Source organism: Xanthomonas axonopodis pv. maculifoliigardeniae, from assembly GCF_041519315.1.
Lineage (GTDB): Bacteria > Pseudomonadota > Gammaproteobacteria > Xanthomonadales > Xanthomonadaceae > Xanthomonas > Xanthomonas euvesicatoria.
The window spans coordinates 4832242-4853860 of the sequence record NZ_CP167998.1; the positions used below are offsets into that span (position 1 = coordinate 4832242).

The 21619-nt window shown below is 67.3% G+C and carries 16 protein-coding genes and 1 pseudogene; 6 read left to right on the top strand and 11 right to left on the bottom strand.

Features of this window, described 5'->3' with window-relative positions:
* Nucleotides 1–5: 5 nt before the first annotated feature.
* Nucleotides 6–1061, top strand: coding sequence for a VacJ family lipoprotein (locus ACDH77_RS20475; RefSeq protein WP_014091559.1), 1056 nt, complete (start codon nt 6–8; stop codon nt 1059–1061).
* A 139-nt stretch (nt 1062–1200) separates the two neighbouring features.
* Here the strand turns inward: ACDH77_RS20475 and ACDH77_RS20480 are convergent, their stop codons facing one another.
* From ACDH77_RS20480 to ACDH77_RS20500, 5 genes are all read right to left on the bottom strand, one after another.
* Nucleotides 1201–1680: a nuclear transport factor 2 family protein gene (locus ACDH77_RS20480; protein ID WP_277574218.1), complete on the bottom strand. Its 480-nt coding sequence runs from the start codon at nt 1678–1680 to the stop codon at nt 1201–1203.
* A 58-nt stretch (nt 1681–1738) separates the two neighbouring features.
* Complete coding sequence (locus tag ACDH77_RS20485) at nt 1739–2290, bottom strand: glutathione peroxidase (protein WP_029820561.1); 552 nt, start codon at nt 2288–2290, stop codon at nt 1739–1741.
* 153 nt (nt 2291–2443) lie between these two features.
* A complete protein-coding gene (locus ACDH77_RS20490; RefSeq protein WP_029820560.1) occupies nt 2444–2845 on the bottom strand; it encodes a hypothetical protein in 402 nt (133 codons plus the stop codon).
* 191 nt (nt 2846–3036) lie between these two features.
* Complete coding sequence (gene rmuC / locus ACDH77_RS20495) at nt 3037–4569, bottom strand: DNA recombination protein RmuC (protein ID WP_218491664.1); 1533 nt, start codon at nt 4567–4569, stop codon at nt 3037–3039.
* Nucleotides 4570–4753: 184 nt separating this feature from the next.
* The gene (locus ACDH77_RS20500) at nt 4754–5761 is read right to left on the bottom strand and encodes a zinc-binding alcohol dehydrogenase family protein (protein ID WP_057682046.1); all 1008 of its coding nucleotides are present in this window, start codon (nt 5759–5761) and stop codon (nt 4754–4756) included.
* A 95-nt stretch (nt 5762–5856) separates the two neighbouring features.
* On the opposite strand from ACDH77_RS20500, the pseudogene ACDH77_RS20505 reads away from it, so the two are divergent.
* The 5 genes and pseudogenes from ACDH77_RS20505 (at nt 5857) to ACDH77_RS20525 (ending at nt 10266) form a co-directional block, all read left to right on the top strand.
* Nucleotides 5857–6788: pseudogene (locus ACDH77_RS20505) on the top strand (LysR family transcriptional regulator).
* Nucleotides 6789–7122: 334 nt separating this feature from the next.
* Nucleotides 7123–7353 (top strand): hypothetical protein, encoded by a 231-nt coding sequence (locus ACDH77_RS20510; RefSeq protein ID WP_029820556.1) that lies wholly within the window; start codon nt 7123–7125, stop codon nt 7351–7353.
* A gap of 161 nt (nt 7354–7514) precedes the next feature.
* A complete protein-coding gene (locus ACDH77_RS20515; RefSeq protein WP_042774040.1) occupies nt 7515–8135 on the top strand; it encodes a glutathione S-transferase family protein in 621 nt (206 codons plus the stop codon).
* Between the two features lie 119 nt (nt 8136–8254).
* Complete coding sequence (locus ACDH77_RS20520; RefSeq protein ID WP_008573095.1) at nt 8255–8635, top strand: hypothetical protein; 381 nt, start codon at nt 8255–8257, stop codon at nt 8633–8635.
* Between the two features lie 215 nt (nt 8636–8850).
* The gene (locus ACDH77_RS20525) at nt 8851–10266 is read left to right on the top strand and encodes an amino acid permease (protein WP_011349201.1); all 1416 of its coding nucleotides are present in this window, start codon (nt 8851–8853) and stop codon (nt 10264–10266) included.
* An 89-nt stretch (nt 10267–10355) separates the two neighbouring features.
* Here ACDH77_RS20525 and ACDH77_RS20530 read toward each other — a convergent pair whose 3' ends face one another.
* The 6 genes from ACDH77_RS20530 to ACDH77_RS20555 all read right to left on the bottom strand — a co-directional run bounded on the left by ACDH77_RS20530 (nt 10356) and on the right by ACDH77_RS20555 (nt 21617).
* Nucleotides 10356–12830 carry a GH92 family glycosyl hydrolase gene (locus tag ACDH77_RS20530; RefSeq protein WP_218488979.1) on the bottom strand — a complete coding sequence of 825 codons (2475 nt, stop codon included), beginning with the start codon at nt 12828–12830 and terminating at the stop codon, nt 10356–10358.
* 230 nt (nt 12831–13060) lie between these two features.
* The gene (locus tag ACDH77_RS20535) at nt 13061–15994 is read right to left on the bottom strand and encodes a TonB-dependent receptor domain-containing protein (RefSeq protein ID WP_218488978.1); all 2934 of its coding nucleotides are present in this window, start codon (nt 15992–15994) and stop codon (nt 13061–13063) included.
* 668 nt (nt 15995–16662) lie between these two features.
* Nucleotides 16663–17052, bottom strand: a complete 390-nt coding sequence (locus ACDH77_RS20540; protein WP_008573104.1) for a DUF2628 domain-containing protein — start codon at nt 17050–17052, stop codon at nt 16663–16665.
* A 111-nt stretch (nt 17053–17163) separates the two neighbouring features.
* Entirely contained in the window at nt 17164–18912 is a 1749-nt protein-coding gene (locus ACDH77_RS20545) for a diguanylate cyclase (protein WP_029820551.1), read from the bottom strand.
* 112 nt (nt 18913–19024) lie between these two features.
* Entirely contained in the window at nt 19025–20215 is a 1191-nt protein-coding gene (locus ACDH77_RS20550; RefSeq protein ID WP_014091572.1) for a sugar diacid recognition domain-containing protein, read from the bottom strand.
* A 232-nt stretch (nt 20216–20447) separates the two neighbouring features.
* Entirely contained in the window at nt 20448–21617 is a 1170-nt protein-coding gene (locus ACDH77_RS20555; RefSeq protein WP_031425264.1) for a glycerate kinase, read from the bottom strand.
* Between the last annotated feature and the right edge of the window lie 2 nt (nt 21618–21619).

Genomic DNA, 21619 nt, shown 5'->3' on the forward strand with positions numbered 1-21619 from the left:
AGCCCATGACCCAGTTCCGTTCTCTCCCGTTGTTGGCCAGCCTGCTGCTGGGTGCCTGCGCCAGCCAGGCGCCCAAATCCGCACCGCCGTCGGGCGGTACCGCCATCGCGCCTGCGACCGAGGCGCCGGTACGCGACGATGCCGGAGTGACCGCGCAGCCGGCCGCCGCCGGGATGGCCGCCCCGGACGCGCTGCCGGCGAGCGCTGCTGCTCCTGCCGATGCGCCTGCAGCGGCGGGTACCGGCACCGCCGCTGCAGGCGCGCCCACCGATGCCGAAAGCGATTTCGATGCGCTGTATGGCCCGACCACCCCGCAAGCAGGTGCCAACGGTGCGCCGGCACAACCGGGCGCGGCGCCGGCATACGACCCGTGGGAGCGCTACAACCGCGGCATGCACCGCTTCAACATGGCGGTTGACCGTGGCGTGGCGCGTCCGTTGGCGACGGCCTACACCAAGGTGGTGCCGAGCCCGGCGCGTCTGGGCGTGACCAACTTCTTCGACAACCTGGGCACGCCGCTGACCATGGTCAACCAGCTGCTGCAAGGCCACCCGGTCCATGCGATGCAGTCGCTGGGGCGCTTTGTGATGAACAGCACCCTGGGTGTGGCTGGGCTGTTCGACCCCGCCTCGGCGGCCGGCATCCCGCGGCGCAGCGAAGACTTCGGCCAGACGCTGGGCGCGTGGGGCTGGCGTAACTCGCGTTACTTCGAACTGCCGTTGTTCGGCCCGCGCACCGTGCGCGACACCTTCGGGCTGGCGGGCGATATTCCGCTGTCGTGGATTCGCCAGGTGGACGACGGCGGTACGCGCTTCGCCCTGCAGGGCTTGCAGCTGGTGGACACGCGCGCGCAGCTGATGTCTCTGGATTCGCTGCGCGACCAGGCGCCGGACGAATACGCGCTGACCCGCGATGCGTGGATGCAGCGCCGCAATTACCAGATCACCCGCGATCTGCGCAGCCATCGCGAAAAGAACAACGAGCTGCCGGAATACCTGCGCGACGACAAGGACAATACCGTGCCGGGTAACGCCATGCCGATCCCGAACTGGGTGCGTTGAGCGGTTAGGGTTTTGGCGAGTGATGAATGTAAAAGCCCGGGAGCGATCCCGGGCTTTTTGTGTGTTGGGCACCAGGCGGACCCGTTGCGACGTCACGACGAACGCCCGCATTGCCAAGCGCCTCGGTGTGACAGCAGTGCTAGGTGCCGTCGTTGCGAGGCGGTGTCGGTACCGGTACCGCTGCATCCTGCGCAGCGATGATTTGCCACCGACCACTCCGCTTGATCCAGATATCGGTCCAGACATACCGGCCCGTAGACCCGTCTTTACGGGTCCACGTTTCGCTCCCGTGCGCGATTGCGGTCTCTCCGAAGAATCTGACGTTGATCTCGTCGAGTGTGTTGGACATGATCTGTTTGGCAGGACCAGTCTCGCGAGTGACCTGGGATTTATCGTATCTGCGGCCCTTGGTGTCAGTCCCGATGAAGTCGTCGGCAAAGTAAATCCTGCGCTTTGACCGATCTCCTGTCACGACAGACTCTGCCCAGTCGCGAGAACAGTCGACGATGTACCGCTCCGCCTGCGTGTCAGGGGTGGACGCCGTGCCGGGCATGTGCGAGCAGCCAGTCACCATCGACAACGCGAGTATTGAAGAGCTGAAGAAGTGATTGAAGGTCATTGCCTGTTCCCTGGCTCCCGATAAGAACGTGACGCGTCATCGCAATACCGCCAGCGCGCTATGCGTGGGTGGCCAGCGCCGCATCCACTGCCGCACGCAGGCGCGCATCGTCGGCGGGGATGTCCGGAGCGAAGCGGTCGACGATCTTGCCGTCGCGGCCGATCAGGAATTTTTCGAAGTTCCACACCACCCCGGGCGCGGGGTTGGGGGCGATGCCGTAGCCAGCCAGTTTTTCGCGCATCGGGCCCTCGCCGGTGGTGTGCGGGTGCGTGCTGGTCAGTGCGCGATACAGCGGGTGCGCCTGGTCGCCGGTGACGGCGATTTTGGCAAACATCGGGAAGGTGACATCGTAGGTGAGCTGGCAGAACTGCGCGATTTCCGCTTCGCTGCCCGGCTCCTGGCCGTTGAAGTCGTTGGCCGGAAACCCCAGCACTTCCAGGCCCTGTGCGCGCTTGTCGCGATACAGCGCTTCCAGGCCTTCGTACTGCGGGGTCAGGCCGCACTTGGAGGCGACGTTGACCACCAGCAGCACCTTGCCGCGGTAGTCGGCCAGGGTGGTGGGCTGGCCGTCGATGCGGGTCACGGGAATGTCATACAGCGTCTGGCTCATCGATGCGTCCTGGACAGGTAGAGCCGAAAGCATAAACGGCCAGGGTGGAGCGAGCGATGCCGCTGGCTCAGGCGGCTGGCGGTTGTCTGCAGCGACGCCCACGGGCCGAACGGCTGACCGGCCAGGACACGCGTCCGGCCATTTTCGAAGCCCTCAATCGATGCACAACGCCGCCTGGCCCTTGCCGCCGACCACCTCCTGGCGGCAACCGAAACGATCGCTGTCGCGCTGACAGGTCCCGGTGGCCGCCGCGCCGGTCGGCACGATGTTGGTGGCCAGGCAGTCGCCGCTGCAATCGCTGTTGTCGGTGCAGGTCTTGCCGGCATCGGCATACGGCACGATGCAGCGCGGAATCTGCATGCGGCCGACCGGCCGCAGTTGGCCACCCTTTGCGGTGCAGGCAGCGGCGTCGGCGCTCGTCTGTGCAGCAGGGGCCTGCGCGGCTGGCGAGGCAGGGGAGGCGGTTGGCGCATTGCTGCAGGCAGTCAGCAGCAGCGCGCAGAGCCCTGCGTGGATCCATCGGGTCGCCATGTTGAAACTCTCGTCTTGAATCAGGTGGATGCAAGCATCGCGGTGGCGATGTCTGCACGATGTGCTGGCGATCGGCGCAAGCACGTGCCGCAAACCTGCATTCGTAGGAGCGTACCCGGGCGCGATGAAGCGTTATCGGTAAAGCGGCTCGCGCCCGGGTGCGCTCCTACGTGTGCTGTCGCCTGTGCAGGCCATGCATTGGCGTCGGCAGCCAATCACGCCTGCTCGTCGGTGCTGTCGTCTTCGCTGCTGTTGCCGGTGTCGTCGCTGCCATCGTCCAGCAGCGCCTGCGATTGCTCGCCGGCCAGGGTTTCCACTCCGCGTAGGCGGCGTTCGATGGTGCGGGTCTTGCGGCTGGCTTCGCCCAGGCTCTTGCCGACGGTGCTGATCTGCCGCTCGGCCTTTTCCAGAATGCCGGCGAACTTGCCGAACTCGCTCTTCACCGCGCCCAGCACCTGCCAGACCTCGCTGGAGCGCTTTTCGATCGCCAACGTGCGAAAGCCCATCTGCAGGCTGTTGAGCAAGGCGGTAAACGTGGTGGGGCCGGCCAGCACCACGCGGTGTTCGCGCTGCAGCAGATCGACCAGGCCGGCACGCCGGATCACTTCGGCATACAGCCCTTCGGTGGGCAGAAACATCACCGCGAAATCGGTGGTGTGCGGCGGGCAGACGTACTTGTCGCTGATCGACTTGGCCTGGATGCGGATGGCGCGTTCCAGTTGCGCGGTCGATTGCTTGATCGCGTCGAGGTCGCCCTTTTCCTGCGCGTCGATCAGGCGTTCGTAGTCCTCGCGCGGGAACTTGGCGTCCACCGGCAGCCAGACCACCTGCTCGTCGCCGCGTCCGGGCAGGCGGATCGCAAAATCCACCGCTTCGGCACTGTCGGGCTTGACCCGCACGCCGCGGGCGTATTGCTCCATCGTCAGCGTCTGCTCGAGGATGTTGTCCAGCTGCACTTCGCCCCAGCCGCCGCGGTCCTTGACGTTGGTGAGCACGCGCTTGAGGTCGCCCACGCCGGTGGCCAGCTGCTGCATTTCGCCCAGGCCGCGTTGCACCTGTTCCAGCCGTTCGGAGACCAGCTTGAACGAGGCATCCAGGCGTGTGTTAAGCGTGGTCTGCAGTTTTTCATCGACGGTGGCGCGCATCAATTCGAGCTTGCTGGCGTTGTCGTGTTGCAGGTTGGCCAGCTGTTGCTCGAGCGTGGCGCGCATCTCGCCGATGCGCAGTTCGTTGCGCTGGGTGAGTTCGTTCAAGCGCTGGCCCAGCGCTTCGGTGAAGCGTTGTTGCGATTGGCCGGCTTCCTGGCGGCCCTTGCGGGCGTCTTCGGCCAGCGCGTCGCGCAGCGCGGCCATGTGCGTATCGGTGCGCGCGATCAGCTCGGTCAGTTGCTGGCCGAACACGTGGATGCGGGTTTCCTGTTGCTGGCCGAAGCCTTCGAGCTGGGTGCGCAATTCGGTGAGCCGCAGGGTCAGCAGCTCGCCGGTGCGTTGTTGTGCAAGGCCGCTTTCTTCGCGCGCCTTGCGGGCGTCTTCGCCGAGCGCGTCGCGCAGCAGGTCCAGGCGTTGGTCGGTGCGCGTGGACAACTCGGTGAGGTTGCGCGCGAAGGTTTCCAGGCGGGCGTCCTGCTGCCGCGCCAGGCCTTCGAGTTGCTCGCGCAATTCGCCGCGGCCATCGCGTTGCTCGGCGCGCAGTGCATGTTCCAGCGCGGTGGTGGACGGACGTCGCAGCAGCGCCAGCAGCTGCAACACGAGGACTACGACAAGCAGCCCGAGAAGGATCAGGGATTGAGATGACATGCGCGCAGTGTAGCGGCGCCTGTCGCAATAGCTGCGTCGCGGATCTTGGCCAGCGGCGATCGCGTGCCAACGCTGCAGGGTGCGGCTGCACGACAGCGGCCATGACAGAGCGCTGTCGTGCGTGAGGCCTCTGCGCTCAGAAGCCTTCCAGCACCAGCTTGCCGCGGGTGCGGTGCGATTCCAGCGCGGCGTGGGCGCGGCGCAGGTTGTCGGCGGTGATGCGGCCGTAGTGCTCGCCCAGGGTGGTGCGCAGCACGCCGGTGTCCACCAGCTCGGCGACGCGATTGAGCAGATGGTGCTGGGCGATCATGTCCTGGGTTTCGAACAGCGAGCGGGTAAACATCAGTTCCCAGTGCAGCGACAGGCTCTTGCGCTTGAGCGGCAGTGCGTCCAGCGTGGCCGGGTCGTCGATCAGCGCCAGCTGACCTTGCGGGGCCAGCACCTCGACCAGTTGGGCGAAGTGCTGGTCGGTGTGGGTGAGGCTGGCGACGTGCTGCACCTGCGCGATGCCGATCCGCTGCAGGCCCTCGCCCAGGGGCTGGCTGTGGTCGATCACGTGATGCGCGCCGAGTGCGTGCACCCAATCCTGGGTTTCCGGGCGCGAGGCGGTGCCGATGACGGTCAGCTTGGTCAGCGTGCGCGCCAGCTGCACCAGGATCGAGCCCACGCCCCCGCCCGCACCGACCACCAGCAATGCCTGGCCTTCGCCGCCGCCTTCGGCAATGCCGAGCCGGTCGAACAGCAGCTCCCAGGCGGTGATGGCCGTGAGCGGCAATGCGGCGGCCGCAGCGTCGTCGAGCGTGGCCGGCTTGCGCCCGACCAGGCGCTCGTCGACCAGGTGGAACTCGGCATTGGTGCCCGGGCGGGTCAGCGCGCCGGCGTAGTACACCGCATCGCCGGGGCGGAACAGGCTGACCGCCTCGCCGACCGCATCGACCACGCCGCTGGCGTCCCAGCCCAGCACGCGCGGGGCATCCACCGCCGCGTTGCTGCGCACCTTGGTGTCGACCGGGTTGACCGACACGGCGTGGATGCGCACGCGCAGGTCGCGCGGGCCGGGGGTGGGCAGCGGCAGCTCGAGTTCGATCAGCGCGCGCGCATCGTCGATGGGCAGGCCGTGTTGCGGGTAGGCGATGGCTTTCATGGCAGGCGTCGTGCGGGAGGGAGTTGCATCGTCAACCACCTGGATTCACGGAAAAACCGGCAAACTGCACAAGCACTTTCACCACTGGAGTGAAGATGGTCCGCTTCGACGACCTGGCGCTGTTCGTGCGGACCGCGGCGCTGGGCAGTTTTTCCAGCGCAGCGCGCGAGGCCGATCTGTTGCCGGGACAGGCCAGCGCGGCGGTGGCCCGGCTGGAACGCGCGCTGGATCTGCGTCTGTTCGCCCGGTCTACGCGCAGCCTGCGGCTGACGCCGAGGGCGAGCAGTACCTGCCCTATGCGCGCGGCGTGCTGGAGTTGCTGCGCGACGGGCGCGAGCATGTGCGGGGCGCCGACAGTGCGCTGCAGGGGTTGCTGCAGGTGACGGCGCCGTCGGACCTGGGGCGCAACGTGCTGCTGCCGTGGCTGACCGAATTCCGCGCCGCGCACCCGAAGCTGACCCTGCGCCTGCACCTGTCCGATCAGGTGGCCGACCTGTATCGCGCGCCGGTGGATGTGGCATTTCGGCTCGGCCGTATCGACGATGCAGAGCATGTGGCATTGCCGCTGGCACCGGACAACCGCCGCGTACTGGTGGCCGCGCCCGCCTACCTGCAGCGCCACGGGCGCCCCGCCACGCTGGATGCGCTACGCGAGCACGCCTGCCTGCTGTACGTGCTGGCCGGGCGCGCCTACGACCGTTGGCAATTCGACCTGGACGGCCGCCGCCACGTGGTGCCGGTGCGCGGGGCGATGCTGTGCGACGACGCCGATGTGGTGCGGCGTTGGGCAGTCGCCGGCGAAGGCATTGCCTACAAGTCGTGGCTGGATGTGTGCGCAGACGTGCAGGCCGGGCGGCTGGAGGCGCTGTTGCCCGAGTACGGCGATCGGCTGCCGCTGCAGCTGGTGTGCCCGCACCGCAAGCAGTTTTCGCCAGCGATCCGGCAATTGCATGCGCTGTTTGCGCAGCGCTGCCAGGCGCTGACGGCGTTGTACCCGCTGCAGGCCGATGGGGTTGGTATGGGGTGATGCGGTGATCGCAGTGGCGCGATCGGCGCGATCGCTTGGCTAGACAGAAGGCCGGCGGTCGATGCGATGCGCGCAGACGCGCATCATCCACACGCCACACCTGCATGCGCTGCGCCATCTGCCACACGCGCGGTACCTGCCATCACGGCGGCCCTCGCGTGGCCGGCGTGCAAACGGTGGCTGCACGGCTGGGCCATGACGCTGAAATGGCCAGCACACCTGTTTCGATGTCGCATGGCCTGCGGGCTGTAGCGCGTTATTGCCGTGTTCGTTGAAGCGCCCATCACTGCAGCGGTTCTAGCCTGCCGGCATGACCGCACCCCGCCCGGTTCGCATGCAGCGCTATGGCAATCGCGACGGCCACTCGGGCGTGGTGGCCTACGCGCTGGCCGACGACGCCATCGCCGTGCGCTTTCGCAGCGGCGAGACCTATGTGTATACCGCCGATAGCGCCGGTGCCGAGGCGGTCGCGACCATGCAGCGGCTTGCCACGGCCGGACGCGGGCTGAGCACCTACATCAGCCAGAGCGTGCGCGATGCATACGCGGGCAAGATCGAGCTGTAGCGGCGCAAGAGTGCAGCGGCGAGAATGCACCGCTCTGCGACTGACCGCAGCGTGCATGGATGCACCCGGCTGCACGCGCTGCACAAGGCGCGTGCGGGGTTGCAGGCAGCACGGATCACCACCGCCAACGGCCGGCCATTACGCGCGTCACTGAGGAACACATGCTGGAGATCTACGGAAAGCCGAGCTCGATCAATGTGCGCAAAGTGTTGTGGTTGTGCGATGAGCTGGGGCTGGACTACACGCTGCATGCCTATGGCAGCGGTTTTGCGTCGGTGCAGACGCCGGAATTTCGCGCACTCAACCCCAATGCGTTGGTGCCGGTCATCCGCGCGGGTGAACTGGTGCTGTGGGAATCGAACACGATCTGCCGCTACCTGGCCGCGCGCAGCCAACGCGATGATCTGCTGCCGGCCGCGCCCGCCGCGCGCGCATTGGTCGAGCAATGGATGGATTGGCAGGCCACCGAACTCAATACCGCCTGGCGCTACGCATTCATGGCCACCGTGCGTGGCAGCGCCGCGCATACCGATGCGCAGGCGATTGCGGCGAGCGTGGAGCAGTGGAACCGCCACATGGCGATCCTCGATGCGCAGCTGCAGCGCGGCGGTCCGTTCGTCCTGGGCGCATGCTTTACGCTTGCCGACATCGTGCTGGGGGTGTCGACACAGCGCTGGGTCGCCAGCCCCATCGCGCATGCGGCATTGCCTGCGGTGGCGGCGTATTACGCACACTTGCAGACACGCGCCGGATTTCAGCGCCATGGCTGCACGGCACCGTGATGCTGCACGTCGCCTTTGTGCGAAGCGAACCAGACCGCCGAAGCGATGCATGCAGCACGCTCGCACTGCATTGACCTGGGCATGGGTAGGGTGAGGGTCTGCTTTTGCGAGACTTGCCGATGACCACTGCCACCAACCAAACCCGCCTGCTGGCGCTTGGCCTGTTCGTTTTTCTGGGCACGTTCGCAGCGATCGTCTGGTACCTGATGCGCCCCTACGGCACGGCGTATTTTTTTCCGGTGCATTTTCTGATCGGAGCGGCGTTGCCGTTTTTGATCTACGCAATCGGCGGAACCCGGCTGTGGTTCTGGATGGGCATGGGCATCACCGCGTTGGTGCTGCTGTGGTTTAACCTGTGGGGCCATGACGCCAATGGCGCGGCGCCGCGGGTGCTGGACTGGAGCCACTTCGCTGCCGGTGTAGTCGGGCTTGCCGGTGCCTGGGCGGTGCAGCTGATCTATCGCAACGCGCGCCCGCCGCATCGCGCCTCGATTGAGTGAGCGGCAGTGTGGTGGGCGAACGCGTGCCGTCGATCGCGCACGCCGTGATGGATGGTGGTGCTTGGCCAAGGATAGGCACGATGCGCCGCGCATGAGTTGATGCCATCGCGTGCCCGCCTTGCCCGGGCATAGCCACCGCATGACCTTGGACCGATAGCTTTGCTGCGCTGCGTTGGGCGACACTCGCGCATTCTTTTGATTCCTGCGAGGTCCGCATGTCGTCTTGGCTCAGGCGCAAATCCATCGATCAGGTCACCGTGCACGAGACTGGCCGGCAACTGGTCCGCAGCCTGAGCTGGCCGCATCTGATCGCGCTAGGCATCGGCGCCATCGTCGGTACCGGTATCTACACGCTGATCGGCGTGGGCGCCGACAAGGCCGGCCCCGCGGTGCTGCTGTCGTTCGTGGCGGCTGGCATCGTCTGCGCCTGCGCGGCGCTGGCGTATGCGGAGATGGCCACGATGATGCCGGCTGCCGGCAGTGCGTATACCTACAGCTACACCGCGCTGGGCGAGAGCATTGCCTGGGTGGTGGGCTGGAGCCTGGTGCTGGAATACTCGCTGGTGGTCAGCACCGTGGCGGTCGGCTGGTCGGGCTATTTCGTCGGGTTCCTGCAATGGCTGGGAGTGGGCTTGCCGCATGAACTCATTGCCGGGCCGCATGCCGGCGGCATCGTGAACCTGCCGGCGGTGGTGATCACCTTCCTGGTGGCTGGCCTGTTGATGGCCGGTACCAAGGAAAGCGCCACGCTCAATGCCGTGCTGGTGGTGCTGAAGATCATCGCGCTGGGCGTGTTCGTGGCCATTGCGCTGCCGGCCTTCAACAGCGCCAACCTGCAGCCGTTCATGCCGTATGGCTTCTCCAAGGCAATGGGTCCCGATGGCGTGGAGCGCGGCGTGATGGCAGCGGCGGCCATCATCTTCTTCGCGTTCTATGGCTTCGATGCGATTTCCACCGCCGCCGAAGAAACCAAGAACCCCGGACGCGATCTGTCGATCGGCATCGTCGGTTCGATGATCGGCTGCACCTTGATCTATGTGCTGGTGGCGCTGGCGGCGGTGGGTGCGATGAGCTTTACCGTGTTCGGCAAGAGCCCCGAGCCGTTGGCGCTGATCCTGCGCGAACTCGGCCACGGCAAGGCGGCCCTGGTGATCGGTGCGGTGGCGATCATTGCGTTGCCGACGGTGTTGTTGGCGTTCTTGTACGGGCAGAGCCGCATCTTCTTCGTGATGTCGCGCGATGGCTTGTTGCCGCGCGGCCTGTCCAAGGTCAATGCACGCACCGGCACGCCGGTGGCGATCACGCTGTTCACCGCGGTGCTGGTGGCAGCACTGGCGGGCGTGGCCCGGCTGGACGAAATTGCCGCGTTGGCCAATGCCGGCACGCTGGCCGCATTCACCGCGGTGGCGGCTTGCCTGTTGGTGTTGCGCGTGCGCGAGCCCGGCCGCGCGCGCGCCTTCCGCACGCCGCTGGCGTGGGTGGTGGGACCGGTGGCGATCGGCGGCTGTCTGTACCTGTTCTGGAGTTTGCCGAGCAAGACGCAGGTCTGGTTCCTGCTATGGAATGCGCTGGGCGTGGTGGTGTACCTGGCATATGGGCGACGCAATAGCCGGTTGAATCAGGCGGGCTGAGCGTCCTTCTCTCTCCAAGGCACGCGCGCCAGTAGCGCGCAAGCTGTGCCTTTTCGCCCCGCAGGGAGAGGGCTTCAACCGCCGTGGTGTTACTGCGCCTGAGGTGTGGCGCAGAATGAAGTGGGCAATGCATCCGCTTGCGTACCCCAGCCTTGGGTGGGCGCCTGCGGGGTGAGCGCAAACGACAGCGTGCCGCCCTGCTGCAGCTGCGCCCAATCCAGGAACACCTGCGGCTGCGGCTTTCCATTCCAACGCACGCTGTCCACGTATTGCAGCGCGCGGCCGTTGGCCCCGGGCGCGTCGATGCGCAGGCGCTTGCCGTTGCCCAGATTCAGCGTGACCCGCTTGAAACGCGGCGCATGCAGCAGGAATTGCCCGCTGCCCGGCACTGCCGGATACAGGCCGAGCGCGCTGAACAGATACCAGGCCGACATGGTGCCAAGGTCGTCGTTCCCGGTGACGCCGTTAGGCGCATTGGTGAACAACTGCTGCGCGGCGCGCACCACGGTGGCGGTCTTCCATGGTTGCCCGATCAGCGTGTACATCCACGGTGCGTGCAGGTCCGGTTCGTTGTTGGGGTTGTAGCGGTACTGGTTGTAATAGCTGTACGGGCCGACCACCCAGTGCGTGCGTGCGGCAGTGAGCGGATCTTTCAGTAGATCGTCGTAGGCGAAGAAAGCGTCCAGGCGTTTACCGGTGTGTTCGCGGCCATGCATGGCCTGCAGCATGCCGGGGATGTCCTGCTGGACCAGCCACTGGTATTGCCAGGCTGTGCCTTCGTGGAAGCCGTGCTCGGAGCGTGGGCTGTAGCGATCGTCGGATGGCGCATACCAGCTGCCGTCTTCCAGCCGCGGGCGCGGGAAGCCGGCAAAGCCGGTCTCGGTATCGCCCACATCCGCATCCCAGACGTTGTGCCAGTTGCCGCCGCGTTTGCGCAGCTGCGCGCTGTCATCGCCGTGGCCCAGCGCTTGCGCCATCTGTGCGAGCGCGCAATCGGCCAGCGCGTATTCCAGCGTGGCCGAACCGCCGTGATGCGGGTCCACGTCCATGCCCTTGGAGGGAAACGCACGGTCGTATTGCACGAAGCCGTTGGCCAGATAGTTGGCATTGCCCGAGCGCCCGGCGTGGCGCGAATTGATCGGCGGCTGGCCGAACGCATTCTGGCGCAGCGCTGCATACGCCTGCGCCTCGTTACCCTGCAACGCGCCGAAGCGCCACAGATCCACCAGGAACGGGGTGACCGGGTCGCCGGTCATGATGTTGGTGTCGTAGTTGGCATAGCCCCAACGCGGCAGCCAGCCGCCTTGCTGCCGGATCGCCAGCAACGAGCGGCCGATGTCGCGCGCGCGCGTTGGCTGCAGCAAGGCCAGCAGCTGGTTTTGCGAGCGGTAGGTATCCCACAGCGAAAAATACTCGTAGTAGGTCCAGCCATCGGCGCGATGGATCGCATCGTCGTAGCCGCGATAGCGGCCATCGGCATCGCTGCCGGTCAGCGGCTGCAGCAAGGCGTGATACAGCGCGGTATAGGCCACGGAACGCTCGTCGTTGCTGGCGCCTTCCACTTGCATGCTGGCCAACGCATTGCGCCAGGCCTGCTGCGCGCGTTGGCGCATCTGTTCAAGACTGAGCAGTTTGCCGCCCTGCATGCCATCGGCACGCAGGTTGCTGCGGGCGCCTTGCGCATCCACATGCGAGATGGCGCTGACCACAGTCACCGCACGCGCGCGCTTGTCTTTGCCCAGCGGGAAGCTGAGCCAGGCACCGTTGGGTTTGAGTTCGCCGCCCATGCCGTGACGCGCGCCGGGCACACCGCCCTCTTCGCCCCAGACGCCATGCGCGGTGAACGGGCGATCGAATTCCAGCCGGAACCAGGTGGTGTATTCGTGGCCACCGCAGAAACTCTGCGTGGTCAGTTTGCCCTCGACCACGCGGTCGCCGACGATCTGCACCTGGCTGCCGATCACCACATGGCGGTCGTTGGCCTGCGCCACGTTGACCAGCACATGGCCGGTGTCGGCGCCCGGCGCGAAGGTGTAGCGCTCGGTCGCGGCGCGGGTCAGCGCGCTGGCTTCGGCGTCGATGCCGCCGTAATCGGTGAGCCGCACCTTGTAATAGCCGGCCTGGCCGACTTCGCCATCGTGCGTGTAGCGCGCGGCATAGCGTTTCTGGTCGAAGGCCTTGGCATCGTTGGTGTCGAAGTGGCCGCCGGGGCCGATGCGGCCGGTCACCGGCAGCACCGAGACCTGGCCGCCCTGCTCCCAGCAGCCGGCGCCGGACAGGAACGAATGGCCGAAGCCGCGAATGCTGGGGTCGTCATAGCGCCAGCCGGCGTAGTGCGCGCCGATCGGGCTGACCTGGATCAGGCCGAATGGCGCCGAGGCGCCCGGATAGGTATTGCCGTCGTCCTTGCTGCCGATGAAGGTGTTGACCTGCGCCGGGTCTTGCGCGGCCAGCGGGCCGGACATGGCCACGCCAAGCAGGCACAGACCGACCGCGGCGCGGCGCCAGAACGGCGTGCGCGCAGCACGCGCGGTGGAACGGTTGGGCGGTACGACTGACAGCATGCAGAACCCCTTGGGGGAGAGGGCGGCCAAAGCCGCAGGTGGAAGGCGCGTGCCCGCCGCTGCGATGCGCAGCGACCGACGCACGACACGTGCGCGCAACACGAGACACCAAGCGCCGGCATCGTCGTGCGTTTTGGCCGTGCCCGGAATCGACAGGCATCTTGCGTGCCCGGACGATGCCGCAAACACCACCTGTCCATATCCGACGCACGCGTCGCCGATTGCGCGCTTCAAAAATCGAACACGTATTCTGCCGCGATCTCGCGCCCGGCCGGGCTGAACAGGCGGCTGTTATAGAACTCGTAATCGAGTTTGTACGGATCCTTGTGGTTGTAGCCGGTGCTGTTGAAAACGTTGTTGACGTACAGGTTGAGCTTCATCGCCGGCGTGATGCGGTAGCCGACATTGACATTCCAGGTGATGGCCGGGCCGATGCGGCCGTAGTACTTGCGGGTGCTCTGGCCGAAGGTGGGGCTGGCCGGATCGGTGTCGGTGCAGTTGGCGCGGTCGTCGGGCACGCCGCCATCGGCAAACGGCACGCAGCCGCCGGGGTTGTCCAGCCGGTCCAGGCCCCAGTGCGAACGCACGCCCGGCACCGCGCCGACGCGATCGCCATAGACGGTGGCATTCCAGTTGCCGTACAGCCAGCTCACGCTGCCGCGCAGCTTGCTGCGGATGTCGCGGTCGCGACGCTCGGGGTTGGGGTCGGTACGGTAGGTCTGCTCGCGCATCGAGCGCAGGTTGGTGTAGTCGAGCCCCATCTGGAAATCGCCGACACCGGTCTTGAGCTGGTAGCGCGCCGACAGGTCGATGCCGCTGACATCGCGCTGGGCCAGGTTGATCGGACCGCGCTCGATGGCGGTGATGGCGCCGGCCGCATTGCGCTGCACGCGCGCCAGGATCGAGGCGCAGTAATCGGCGCCGCCCGGGTTGGACCAGGCCTGCCCAGGCGTGATGGTCAGCCCGGTGCGGCAGCCGGCCTCGTCGCGCAGGATGGTGGTTTCATCGATGTCGCGGATCTCTTCTTCCAGATGGATGCGCCAGAAGTCGGCGGTCAACGACAGGTTCTCGAACGCATCCCAGACAAACCCCACCGTCCAGGAATTGCCCAGTTCCGACTCCAGATCCGGGGTGCCGCGGCGATTGATCGCGAAGGGATAGGTCACCTCGGTGTTGTCGCCGGTGCAGTTGTTGATCTGGTAGGCACCGCTGGCGATGCAGCGGTACTGGTCGAGCGTGCGCACCTGCGCCGAGCTGGGTTGTCCGAGCAGGTAATGCATGTCCGGGGCGCGGAAGCTGGTGGCGTAGCTGCCGCGCAGCAGCAGGCTGTCGATCGGCCGCCACTGCAGGCCGGCGCTCCAGGTGGATTCCTTCTGGGTGCCGATGTCCAACTGGTCGGCGGCGTCGTTGAATGCGGTGTAGTCGCCATAGCGATCAAAGCGGCCGGCCAGGGTGGCGGTGAGCGTGGCGGTCAACGGCACGCCGAACTCCAGGCCGCCCGAGTAGCGGGTGCGCTCGCCGCCGCCGCGGTCGACGTTCTGCACTTCGTAATCGACATTGGCACGCGGGTCCGGATTGAGCCGATACCCTTGCTGGGCCGCTTCCAGCACCGCGGCGAATTCGACCGGCCCGGCCCAGCCCTCGAACAGCCGACCGCTCAGGCTGAGCGCTCCCTGGTTGACCCAGGACGCGGCGCGGTTGACCGAATGCGCGCCGATCTGCGCGTACTGGCCCGGCGTCAGCGGCGTCCACCAGCGCGCGCGGTCCAGCGTGTAGGCCGGCAGCCCGTCCACCGTGCCCTGCTGCGGGCCCAGGAAGTAGTCGTTGGCGCGCTGCCAATCGACCGTGGAAATGCGCTCCTGTACCCGGTAGTACGAGCGCCCCAGCGAGGCTTCCCAGTCGAGGCGGCCGTCGGCCAGGGTGCCGCGCAGCCCGGCGCTGATGTCCCAGGAGCGCTCGCGATTGCGGTTGCGCAGGCCGGCCTGGCTGCCGACCTCGCTGGCGGTGAACTGGCGCACGCCGATCAGCTGCTGGCCGCTGGCGGTATCGTAAAAGGCCGGATAGTCCAGCTCGGCCGGCAGTTGCACATAGGGCGGCGAGGTGCCCCATTGCGCTTCGGAGTCGAACACCGCCAGGTTGGTCCAGGCCTGTACGCCGTTGCCGAACTCCCAGGTGCCGTACAGATACCCGGACAGGTCCTTGCCGCCGCTGCGCAGCAGCCATTGGCCGTAGTCGGCGCTCAGCCCGCACAGCTGGCCGGTATTGGTGGTGACGCCGGTATTGCGGTTGTAGAGCAGCCGGTCGGCCAGGTAGTACTCGCCGCCGAACTGATCGCAGGCACCGGGCGGCGGCGCCTGGCGGGTGCCGGTGGCATTGTCGATCAGCGCAATGCCGCTGCTGGGGCGAAACCCCACCCGCCGCTGTTCGGTGGTCCAGGCGCTGTAGGGCGCATCGCTGGCATCGTCCATTTGAGGGCGGTCGCGGCCGAACAGCGGGTCGCGGCTGGTGTACTGCAGCGCGTAGGTCACGCTCCAGTGGTCGCCGGTGCGCCCGCCGGCCCAGGACACGTCGGCGGTGTCGCGGCCGCCCTCGGTGGAGGTGCCACCGCGCATGCGGAACTGGTCGCCGCTGTAGTTCTGCTTGAGGATCACGTTGACCACGCCGGCGATCGCGTCCGAGCCGTAGATGGCCGAGGCGCCGCCGGTGAGCACTTCCACCCGGTCCACCGCCGCGGCCGGGATGTTGCTGTAGTTGGAAACGTTGCTCTGGCCGTTGTACGGCAACGGGTAATCGGCCACACGGCGGCCGTTGACCAGCAACAGGCTGCGGTTGGGGCCGAGGTTGCGCAGGTTGAGCGGGCTGGCATTGGGCGTATGCGAGCCCCAGCTGACGTCCGCCTCCACCGTGCCGATGGCCTGGTTGAGGGTGCCGAGCATGTCGTAGACGGTGGTGAAGCCCTGCGCGCGGATCTCGTCGGCGCCGATGATCTGCACCGGCGCCGGGCCTTCGGCCTGCACGCGCTTGATGCGCGAGCCGGTGACGGTGACCGCGTCCAGCTGTTGCGGGGCGGGGGTCTGCTGGGCCAGGCCAGCCAGGGGCGACAGTGATGCGAGCAGCAGCGCCTGCGACAGGCGGGTGTGGCGGCAATGGCGAAAAGCGGTCATTCAAGCGTCTCGTCGAGGATGATAGTGCGACGGAAAGACAATTTCTTTTCAAACACTTGCGGGCGATGGGCGCGCTTGGATCGATCTAAACCCAGGAGGGCGGTGTGTCATGTGTTGGCAAAGATTAAGCATGCGGCAGCACCCACACCACGCCGCGACGCAACAATCCGGGCGGTCTCAAGCGCGTCTTCGAGGTAGAGACGTCTTTTGGATCAATGGTTTGGAGTATTAACCCAAACGCCTTGCCAGCTTCGCTAACGGATGAGTCCGGCTGTGACTTCCGACGCTGCCGGGACGGCAGTTGGTCCGGCGCCCATTTCCAGGGCCAAACGCCGCTGCGGCAGCCGTGGCGCTGCCGGATCGGAGGGTGCTCTGCGCCGACAACCCCGCTCGCAGCGTGCGCGGGAGGCTGCCCAGGACGCATGGCCGTGCAGCGAGGCCTATTCTCAAATCCTGGCGTTGCTGCGATCGCGTCTGCACCCGCGCGGCCTGAGTCGCGTACGGCGAGGATTGAATGCGCTTTTCCCGCGATCCCCTGCCATCTGGCATGCAAATGATGCCCACACGTTTGTCCTCAGGCCGGCGCGCTTGGCCCACAAAAAAGCCCGGTCACAGGACCGGGCTTGGCGGCAGGGCGTCGGTGGGAGGGTCCGCGGCCCGGCGGTGGCTTACCAGCGCATGCCTTCGAACGGGTTGAAGCTGGTGCTGCCCTTCACCTTGTCCAGGTAGTAGGCGTAGTTGGCGCTCATGCCGGCCAGCAGGGCCAGTGGAATGCTCAGCGCGTTACCGATCGATGCGGGCAGGAACGAGGCTACGATGCCGACCACCAGGCCGACGCCGATCAGGCCCAGCGCCTTGCGCCACAGGCCCAGGATGAAGAAATAGATGAAGCCGAAGAACAACGCGTAGAAGTTCATGCCCACCTTGAGCTTCTCCCCGAACGGCAGGGTCTTGAGCGCCTCTTTGTAGGCAGGGTCCCTGGGACCGCCGTGACGGTCGAAGAAGGCGAAGCGGAATTGCCACTTGGGGCTGAGCTGGGTGCGATCGAAGGTATCCATTCCAATCCATGTAGTTGTAAACGTTTACATGATAGGCGATCGCGTATTCATCGGCACGCTTCCCCGCAGCCGGTCACATGGGTCCGGTGCAGCTTCCGGGTGTGCGCAGGCTCAGCGCTGGTCGCTGGTGCCGGTGCCGCGGCGGGCGCGGCGCAGCGAGTACAGCGAGTGGTCGGCGCGATCGACCACCGCCGCCAGCGCTTCGCCGTCCTGGCGCAGGGCGGTGCCGAGGGTGAAGCGGATCGGCGCGTCCTCGATGGCCCCCATGTAGTCGCGCGTCAACGCATCCAGCTGTGCCTGGGTGGCCTGGTGCAGCAACACCAGGAATTCGTCGCCGCCCAGGCGTACCAGGCGGTCCTGGGTGCGCAGCGGCTGGTTGAGGAACCATGCCATCTGCACCAACACCTCGTCGCCGCGTTGATGGCCATGGGTGTCGTTGACCAGTTTGAACTTGTCCAGGTCCACCACGATGCAGCCCCAGCGCACGCTGGGGTCGCGCTTGTCCAGTTCGTCCAGGAAGCGGCGGTTGTAGCAGTTGGTCAGCGGGTCGGTGAACGACCATTCCAGCAGCTGCTTCTCCTGCCGGTACTGGTTGGTGATGTCCTGGGCATGCGCCAGCACCACCGTGGCGTCGGATTCCACGTCCAGCACGTTGTGGTACTGCCAATGGCGCAGGCTGCCGTCGCCGGCCACCAGTTCGATCACTCCCGAATCCTGGCCATCGAGCACCATCCGCGAGAGGTACCCGCGCAAGGCGGCGTGGCGCTCGGGGCGCACGAATTCCACCAGCGAGCGGCCTTCCATCTGCTCGACGCTGCGGCCGAGCGAGCGTGCGGCGGCCGGGTTGATGCTGACCAGCCGGCCATGCATGTCGTGGGTGCAGATCAGGCCCAGGCTGTACTGGAACATCTTGCGGAACTTGCGCTCGCTGGCGGCCAGCGCGTCCACGGCCTGGTGCCGGTCGGTCACGTCCTGGACCGCACCGATCAGGCGCATGCGCCCATCCACGTGTTCCACCGATCCGGTGCTGTGCACCCATAGCCGCCGCCCGGTGGCGCTGGTCAGCGGCAGCTCCAGATCCCAGGACGTGCCGTCCCGCACGCAGGCTTCGACCGCTTCGGTGATGACCGCGCGCGCCTCCAGCGGATAGAAGCCGATCGCCTCGGTCAGGCTGGGCCGGTAACCGGGCGGAACATCGTGCAGGCGGCAGGTCTGGTCCGACCAGATCAGCGTGCCGCTGGCCACGTCCACCTCCCACCCGCCGACCCCGGCCACCCGGCCGGTGCGCTCCAGAAACGCTTCGCTCTCGCGCAGCCGCTGCTGCAGCTGGGCATTGGCCGCCTCGCGCTCGAGCATCACACGGCGTTGCTCCAGGCCTTCGGCGGCCACCCTGGCCAGTTGCTGCAAGGCCTGCAACTGCGCCGGCTCCAGCGCGCGCGGGCGCTGGTCGATCACGCACACCGTGCCCATGCGTAAGCCATCCGGCAGCACGATGGGGGCGCCGGCGTAATAACGGATACCGGGCGCATCGGTGACCAGGGCGTTGTCGTGGAAGCGTGGGTCGGCCGGCGCATCGCGCACTTCCATCACCGCATCGCCCTGGATGGTGTAGGCGCAGAACGCCAGCTCGCGTGGGGTTTCCGAAACCCCCGGCAGGCCGATGTTGGCCTTCCACCACTGCCGATGTTCGTCCACCAGCGAGACCAGTGCGATGGGGGTACCGGCGATCGCCTGCGCGGCAGCGGCCAGCGCGTCGAAGAACGGCTCGGCGGCGGTGTCGACCACCTGCAACAGCGCCAGACGTGCCAGGCGCTGGGCCTCGCTAGACGCAGATGACACGACGGTATCGCACTGGTTCAACGGAGCGCTCGCGGCCGGGCAATCCGCGCAGTCTAGCGGACTGCGCATACCAGCCAAGGCGGCGTTCCGTGCGCCACTGCACAGGGCAGCGTTGCGGCGGTTGTGGCCTCGCTCAGTCGGGGGCGTGCGCGTCGGTGTCCGGCGTGGTTGCGGCGCTGTCGTGGCGCATCTGCAGCGCCAGGTACAGGCGCATGCAGTCGTCGGTATTGCCCAGGTCCACCGCGCACAGTTCCTGGATGCGCTGCATGCGGTAATCCAGGGTGTTGCGATGAATGCCCAGCGCCTTGGCGGTGGGGGCCATGCGCATGCCGGCGCCGAACCAGACCGACAAGGTCTTCAGCAACTGACTGCGACGGTCCTGCGCCAGCAGTGCCTGCAGCGGCTTGCGCAATTCCTCGGCCTGCCAGGCCTGGCGCAGGTCGTCCACCAGCACCGGCAGGCGGTAATCGTCGTAGAAGAAGGCGTCGGCATGCGGGGTGCGCGCCTTGCCGATGCGCATGGTGGTGCGCGCGATCTGATGCGACAACGCCAGGCCGTTGGCCTGCGGAAAATACTGGCCCAGGGCCAGCCGGATGCGCAGCCGGCTGCTGGCGCGCATGCGCTCGAGCAGGCTGTGCGCGCGACGGCGTTGCTCCTCCACGTCCCAGTGGCCACGCCGGTCCAGTGCCGGCTTGAGCACCACCAGCTCGTTGAGCGCGGTGGCGGCGATCAGGTTGCCGCGCTCGGGCGTGGACAGCAGGGTGTGCAGGCGCTGCAGTTCCACCAGCATCGCGTCCAGGTCCAGGCTATCGCTTTCCACTTCGATCACCGCGGCCACGCGCGGCAGGTCCAGCGCGATCCCGAGCCGCTCGGCCCAGCCGGCCAGCGCCGGGGTCGGGCCATCGGGCCGGATCAGGCCCAGCGTGACCTCTTCGCGCAGGCGCGCGTCGCGTGCCAGCAGGCGCAGCAGCCCGGCCTGTTCCAGCATCGCTTCGGCGGCCATGCGCACCAGCTCGGCCTGCTGCCCGATGCGCTGCGGGTCGCCGGTCAGCCCGACGCAGCCGACGATGCGGCCCTCGGCGATCAGCGGCAGGTTGACGCCGGGGCGCACCGCATCCAGCTGCTGCGCCAGGGCGGCGTCGATCTCCACCCGGCCCTGCCGGGACAGCACCAGCAACGCACCTTCGTGCAGCTGGCCGATCCGGGCCGGCTCGCCGCTGGCGATGATGACGCCGGAGTGGTCCATCACATTGACGTTGCCGTCGATGATGGTCATCGCGCGGTCGACAATGGACTGCGCCAGGGTGCGGTCGAGCGTGAGCATGGGCGGGGGTCTGTTGCCGCGATCAGGGGCGGTCACGGTGGCATGTTCGCTTCGCGGATGTTTGGCAGGTGTGTGACGGGAGCAGTTGCGGCCGATGCCCGGGATCGGTGCGAAGAACGCTGATTACCTTTGCGGATCGGCCGTACATGCAGTGGGCACGCACCCTGTCCAGGAGGCCGCCCCGAACGCAAGCGCAGGTGCCCCACCCCTCCGAGCCACCCGGGCACTGCCGTCAGCCCCGCTCGCGCCCCGACCCGACCTGTGCCAATGCCCCGCCCAGCTGCAGCGCCGCGGCCACATTGCGGGCGGCGATGCGCACGTTGCTGGCGGCTTCGGCCAGAGCCTGCTCCACCGTGCAGGCGCGATGCACCACCGCAAACATCGCGTCGATGCCGTGCCCATGCAGCAGCGCGGCGCCGTTGCCCAGGCAACCGGCGATGGCGATCACCGGCTTGCTGTGTCGTTGCGCCACCCGCGCCACGCCCACCGGGGTCTTGCCGTGCAGGCTCTGGCTGTCCAGGCGGCCTTCGCCGGTGATGACCAGATCGGCCTGGGCGACCAGGGCATCCAGCCCGAGCGCCTGCGCGACGATCTCCACCCCGGGCCGCAACTGCGCACCCAGGTAGGCCACCAGCGCCGCGCCCAGGCCGCCGGCCGCACCGCCGCCGGGCAGGTCGTGCAGGCGCAGTCCCAGGTCGCGTTGCAGCACATCGGCGTAGCGCTGCAGGTTGCTGTCGAGCTGGCGCACCATGCTGGGGGTGGCACCCTTCTGCGGGCCGAATACCGCCGAGGCGCCGGTCGGGCCGATCAGCGGGTTGTCCACATCGCAGGCCACTTCGAACTGGCAGTCCTGCAGCCGCCGGTCCAGGTCCTGGGTATCGATCCGCGCCAGCGTCGCCAGCGCGCCGCCACCGGGGCCGATCGACTCGCCCTGCGCATCCAGCAGCCGCACGCCCAGCGCCTGCGCCAGGCCGGCGCCGCCGTCGTTGGTGGCGCTGCCGCCGATGCCGATGATGAAGCGCCGCGCGCCGGCATCCAGCGCGGCCAGGATCAACTCGCCCACGCCCGCGGTACTGGTGCGCAGCGGCGCGCGCTCGGCCGGCGGCACCAGGGCCAGGCCGCTGGCGGCGGCCATTTCGATCACCGCGGTACGGCCGTCGCCGGTCAGGCCGAAGAACGCCTGCACCGGGGTGCCGAGCGGGCCGCTGACCGTGCAGTCGATCACCCGCCCGCCGGTGGCCGCCACCAGCGCATCGACCGTGCCTTCGCCGCCATCGGCGACCGGCACCTTGCGGTACTGCCAGTCGGGGAACACCTCGCGGAAACCGGCCTCGATCTGGGTGGCGACCTCCAGCGCGGACAGGCTTTCCTTGTAGGAATCGGGGGCGATGACGATCTTCATGG

Coding starts and splice junctions, on each gene's coding strand:
- ACDH77_RS20550 (WP_014091572.1), bottom strand. CDS start 20,215: ATGCTCACGCTCGACCGCACCCTGGCGCAGTCCATTGTCGACCGCGCG.
- ACDH77_RS20530 (WP_218488979.1), bottom strand. CDS start 12,830: ATGCTGTCAGTCGTACCGCCCAACCGTTCCACCGCGCGTGCTGCGCGC.
- ACDH77_RS20515 (WP_042774040.1), top strand. CDS start 7,515: ATGCTGGAGATCTACGGAAAGCCGAGCTCGATCAATGTGCGCAAAGTG.
- ACDH77_RS20510 (WP_029820556.1), top strand. CDS start 7,123: ATGCAGCGCTATGGCAATCGCGACGGCCACTCGGGCGTGGTGGCCTAC.
- ACDH77_RS20540 (WP_008573104.1), bottom strand. CDS start 17,052: ATGGATACCTTCGATCGCACCCAGCTCAGCCCCAAGTGGCAATTCCGC.
- ACDH77_RS20535 (WP_218488978.1), bottom strand. CDS start 15,994: ATGACCGCTTTTCGCCATTGCCGCCACACCCGCCTGTCGCAGGCGCTG.
- ACDH77_RS20525 (WP_011349201.1), top strand. CDS start 8,851: ATGTCGTCTTGGCTCAGGCGCAAATCCATCGATCAGGTCACCGTGCAC.
- ACDH77_RS20555 (WP_031425264.1), bottom strand. CDS start 21,617: ATGAAGATCGTCATCGCCCCCGATTCCTACAAGGAAAGCCTGTCCGCG.
- ACDH77_RS20485 (WP_029820561.1), bottom strand. CDS start 2,290: ATGAGCCAGACGCTGTATGACATTCCCGTGACCCGCATCGACGGCCAG.
- ACDH77_RS20480 (WP_277574218.1), bottom strand. CDS start 1,680: ATGACCTTCAATCACTTCTTCAGCTCTTCAATACTCGCGTTGTCGATG.
- ACDH77_RS20475 (WP_014091559.1), top strand. CDS start 6: ATGACCCAGTTCCGTTCTCTCCCGTTGTTGGCCAGCCTGCTGCTGGGT.
- ACDH77_RS20520 (WP_008573095.1), top strand. CDS start 8,255: ATGACCACTGCCACCAACCAAACCCGCCTGCTGGCGCTTGGCCTGTTC.
- ACDH77_RS20500 (WP_057682046.1), bottom strand. CDS start 5,761: ATGAAAGCCATCGCCTACCCGCAACACGGCCTGCCCATCGACGATGCG.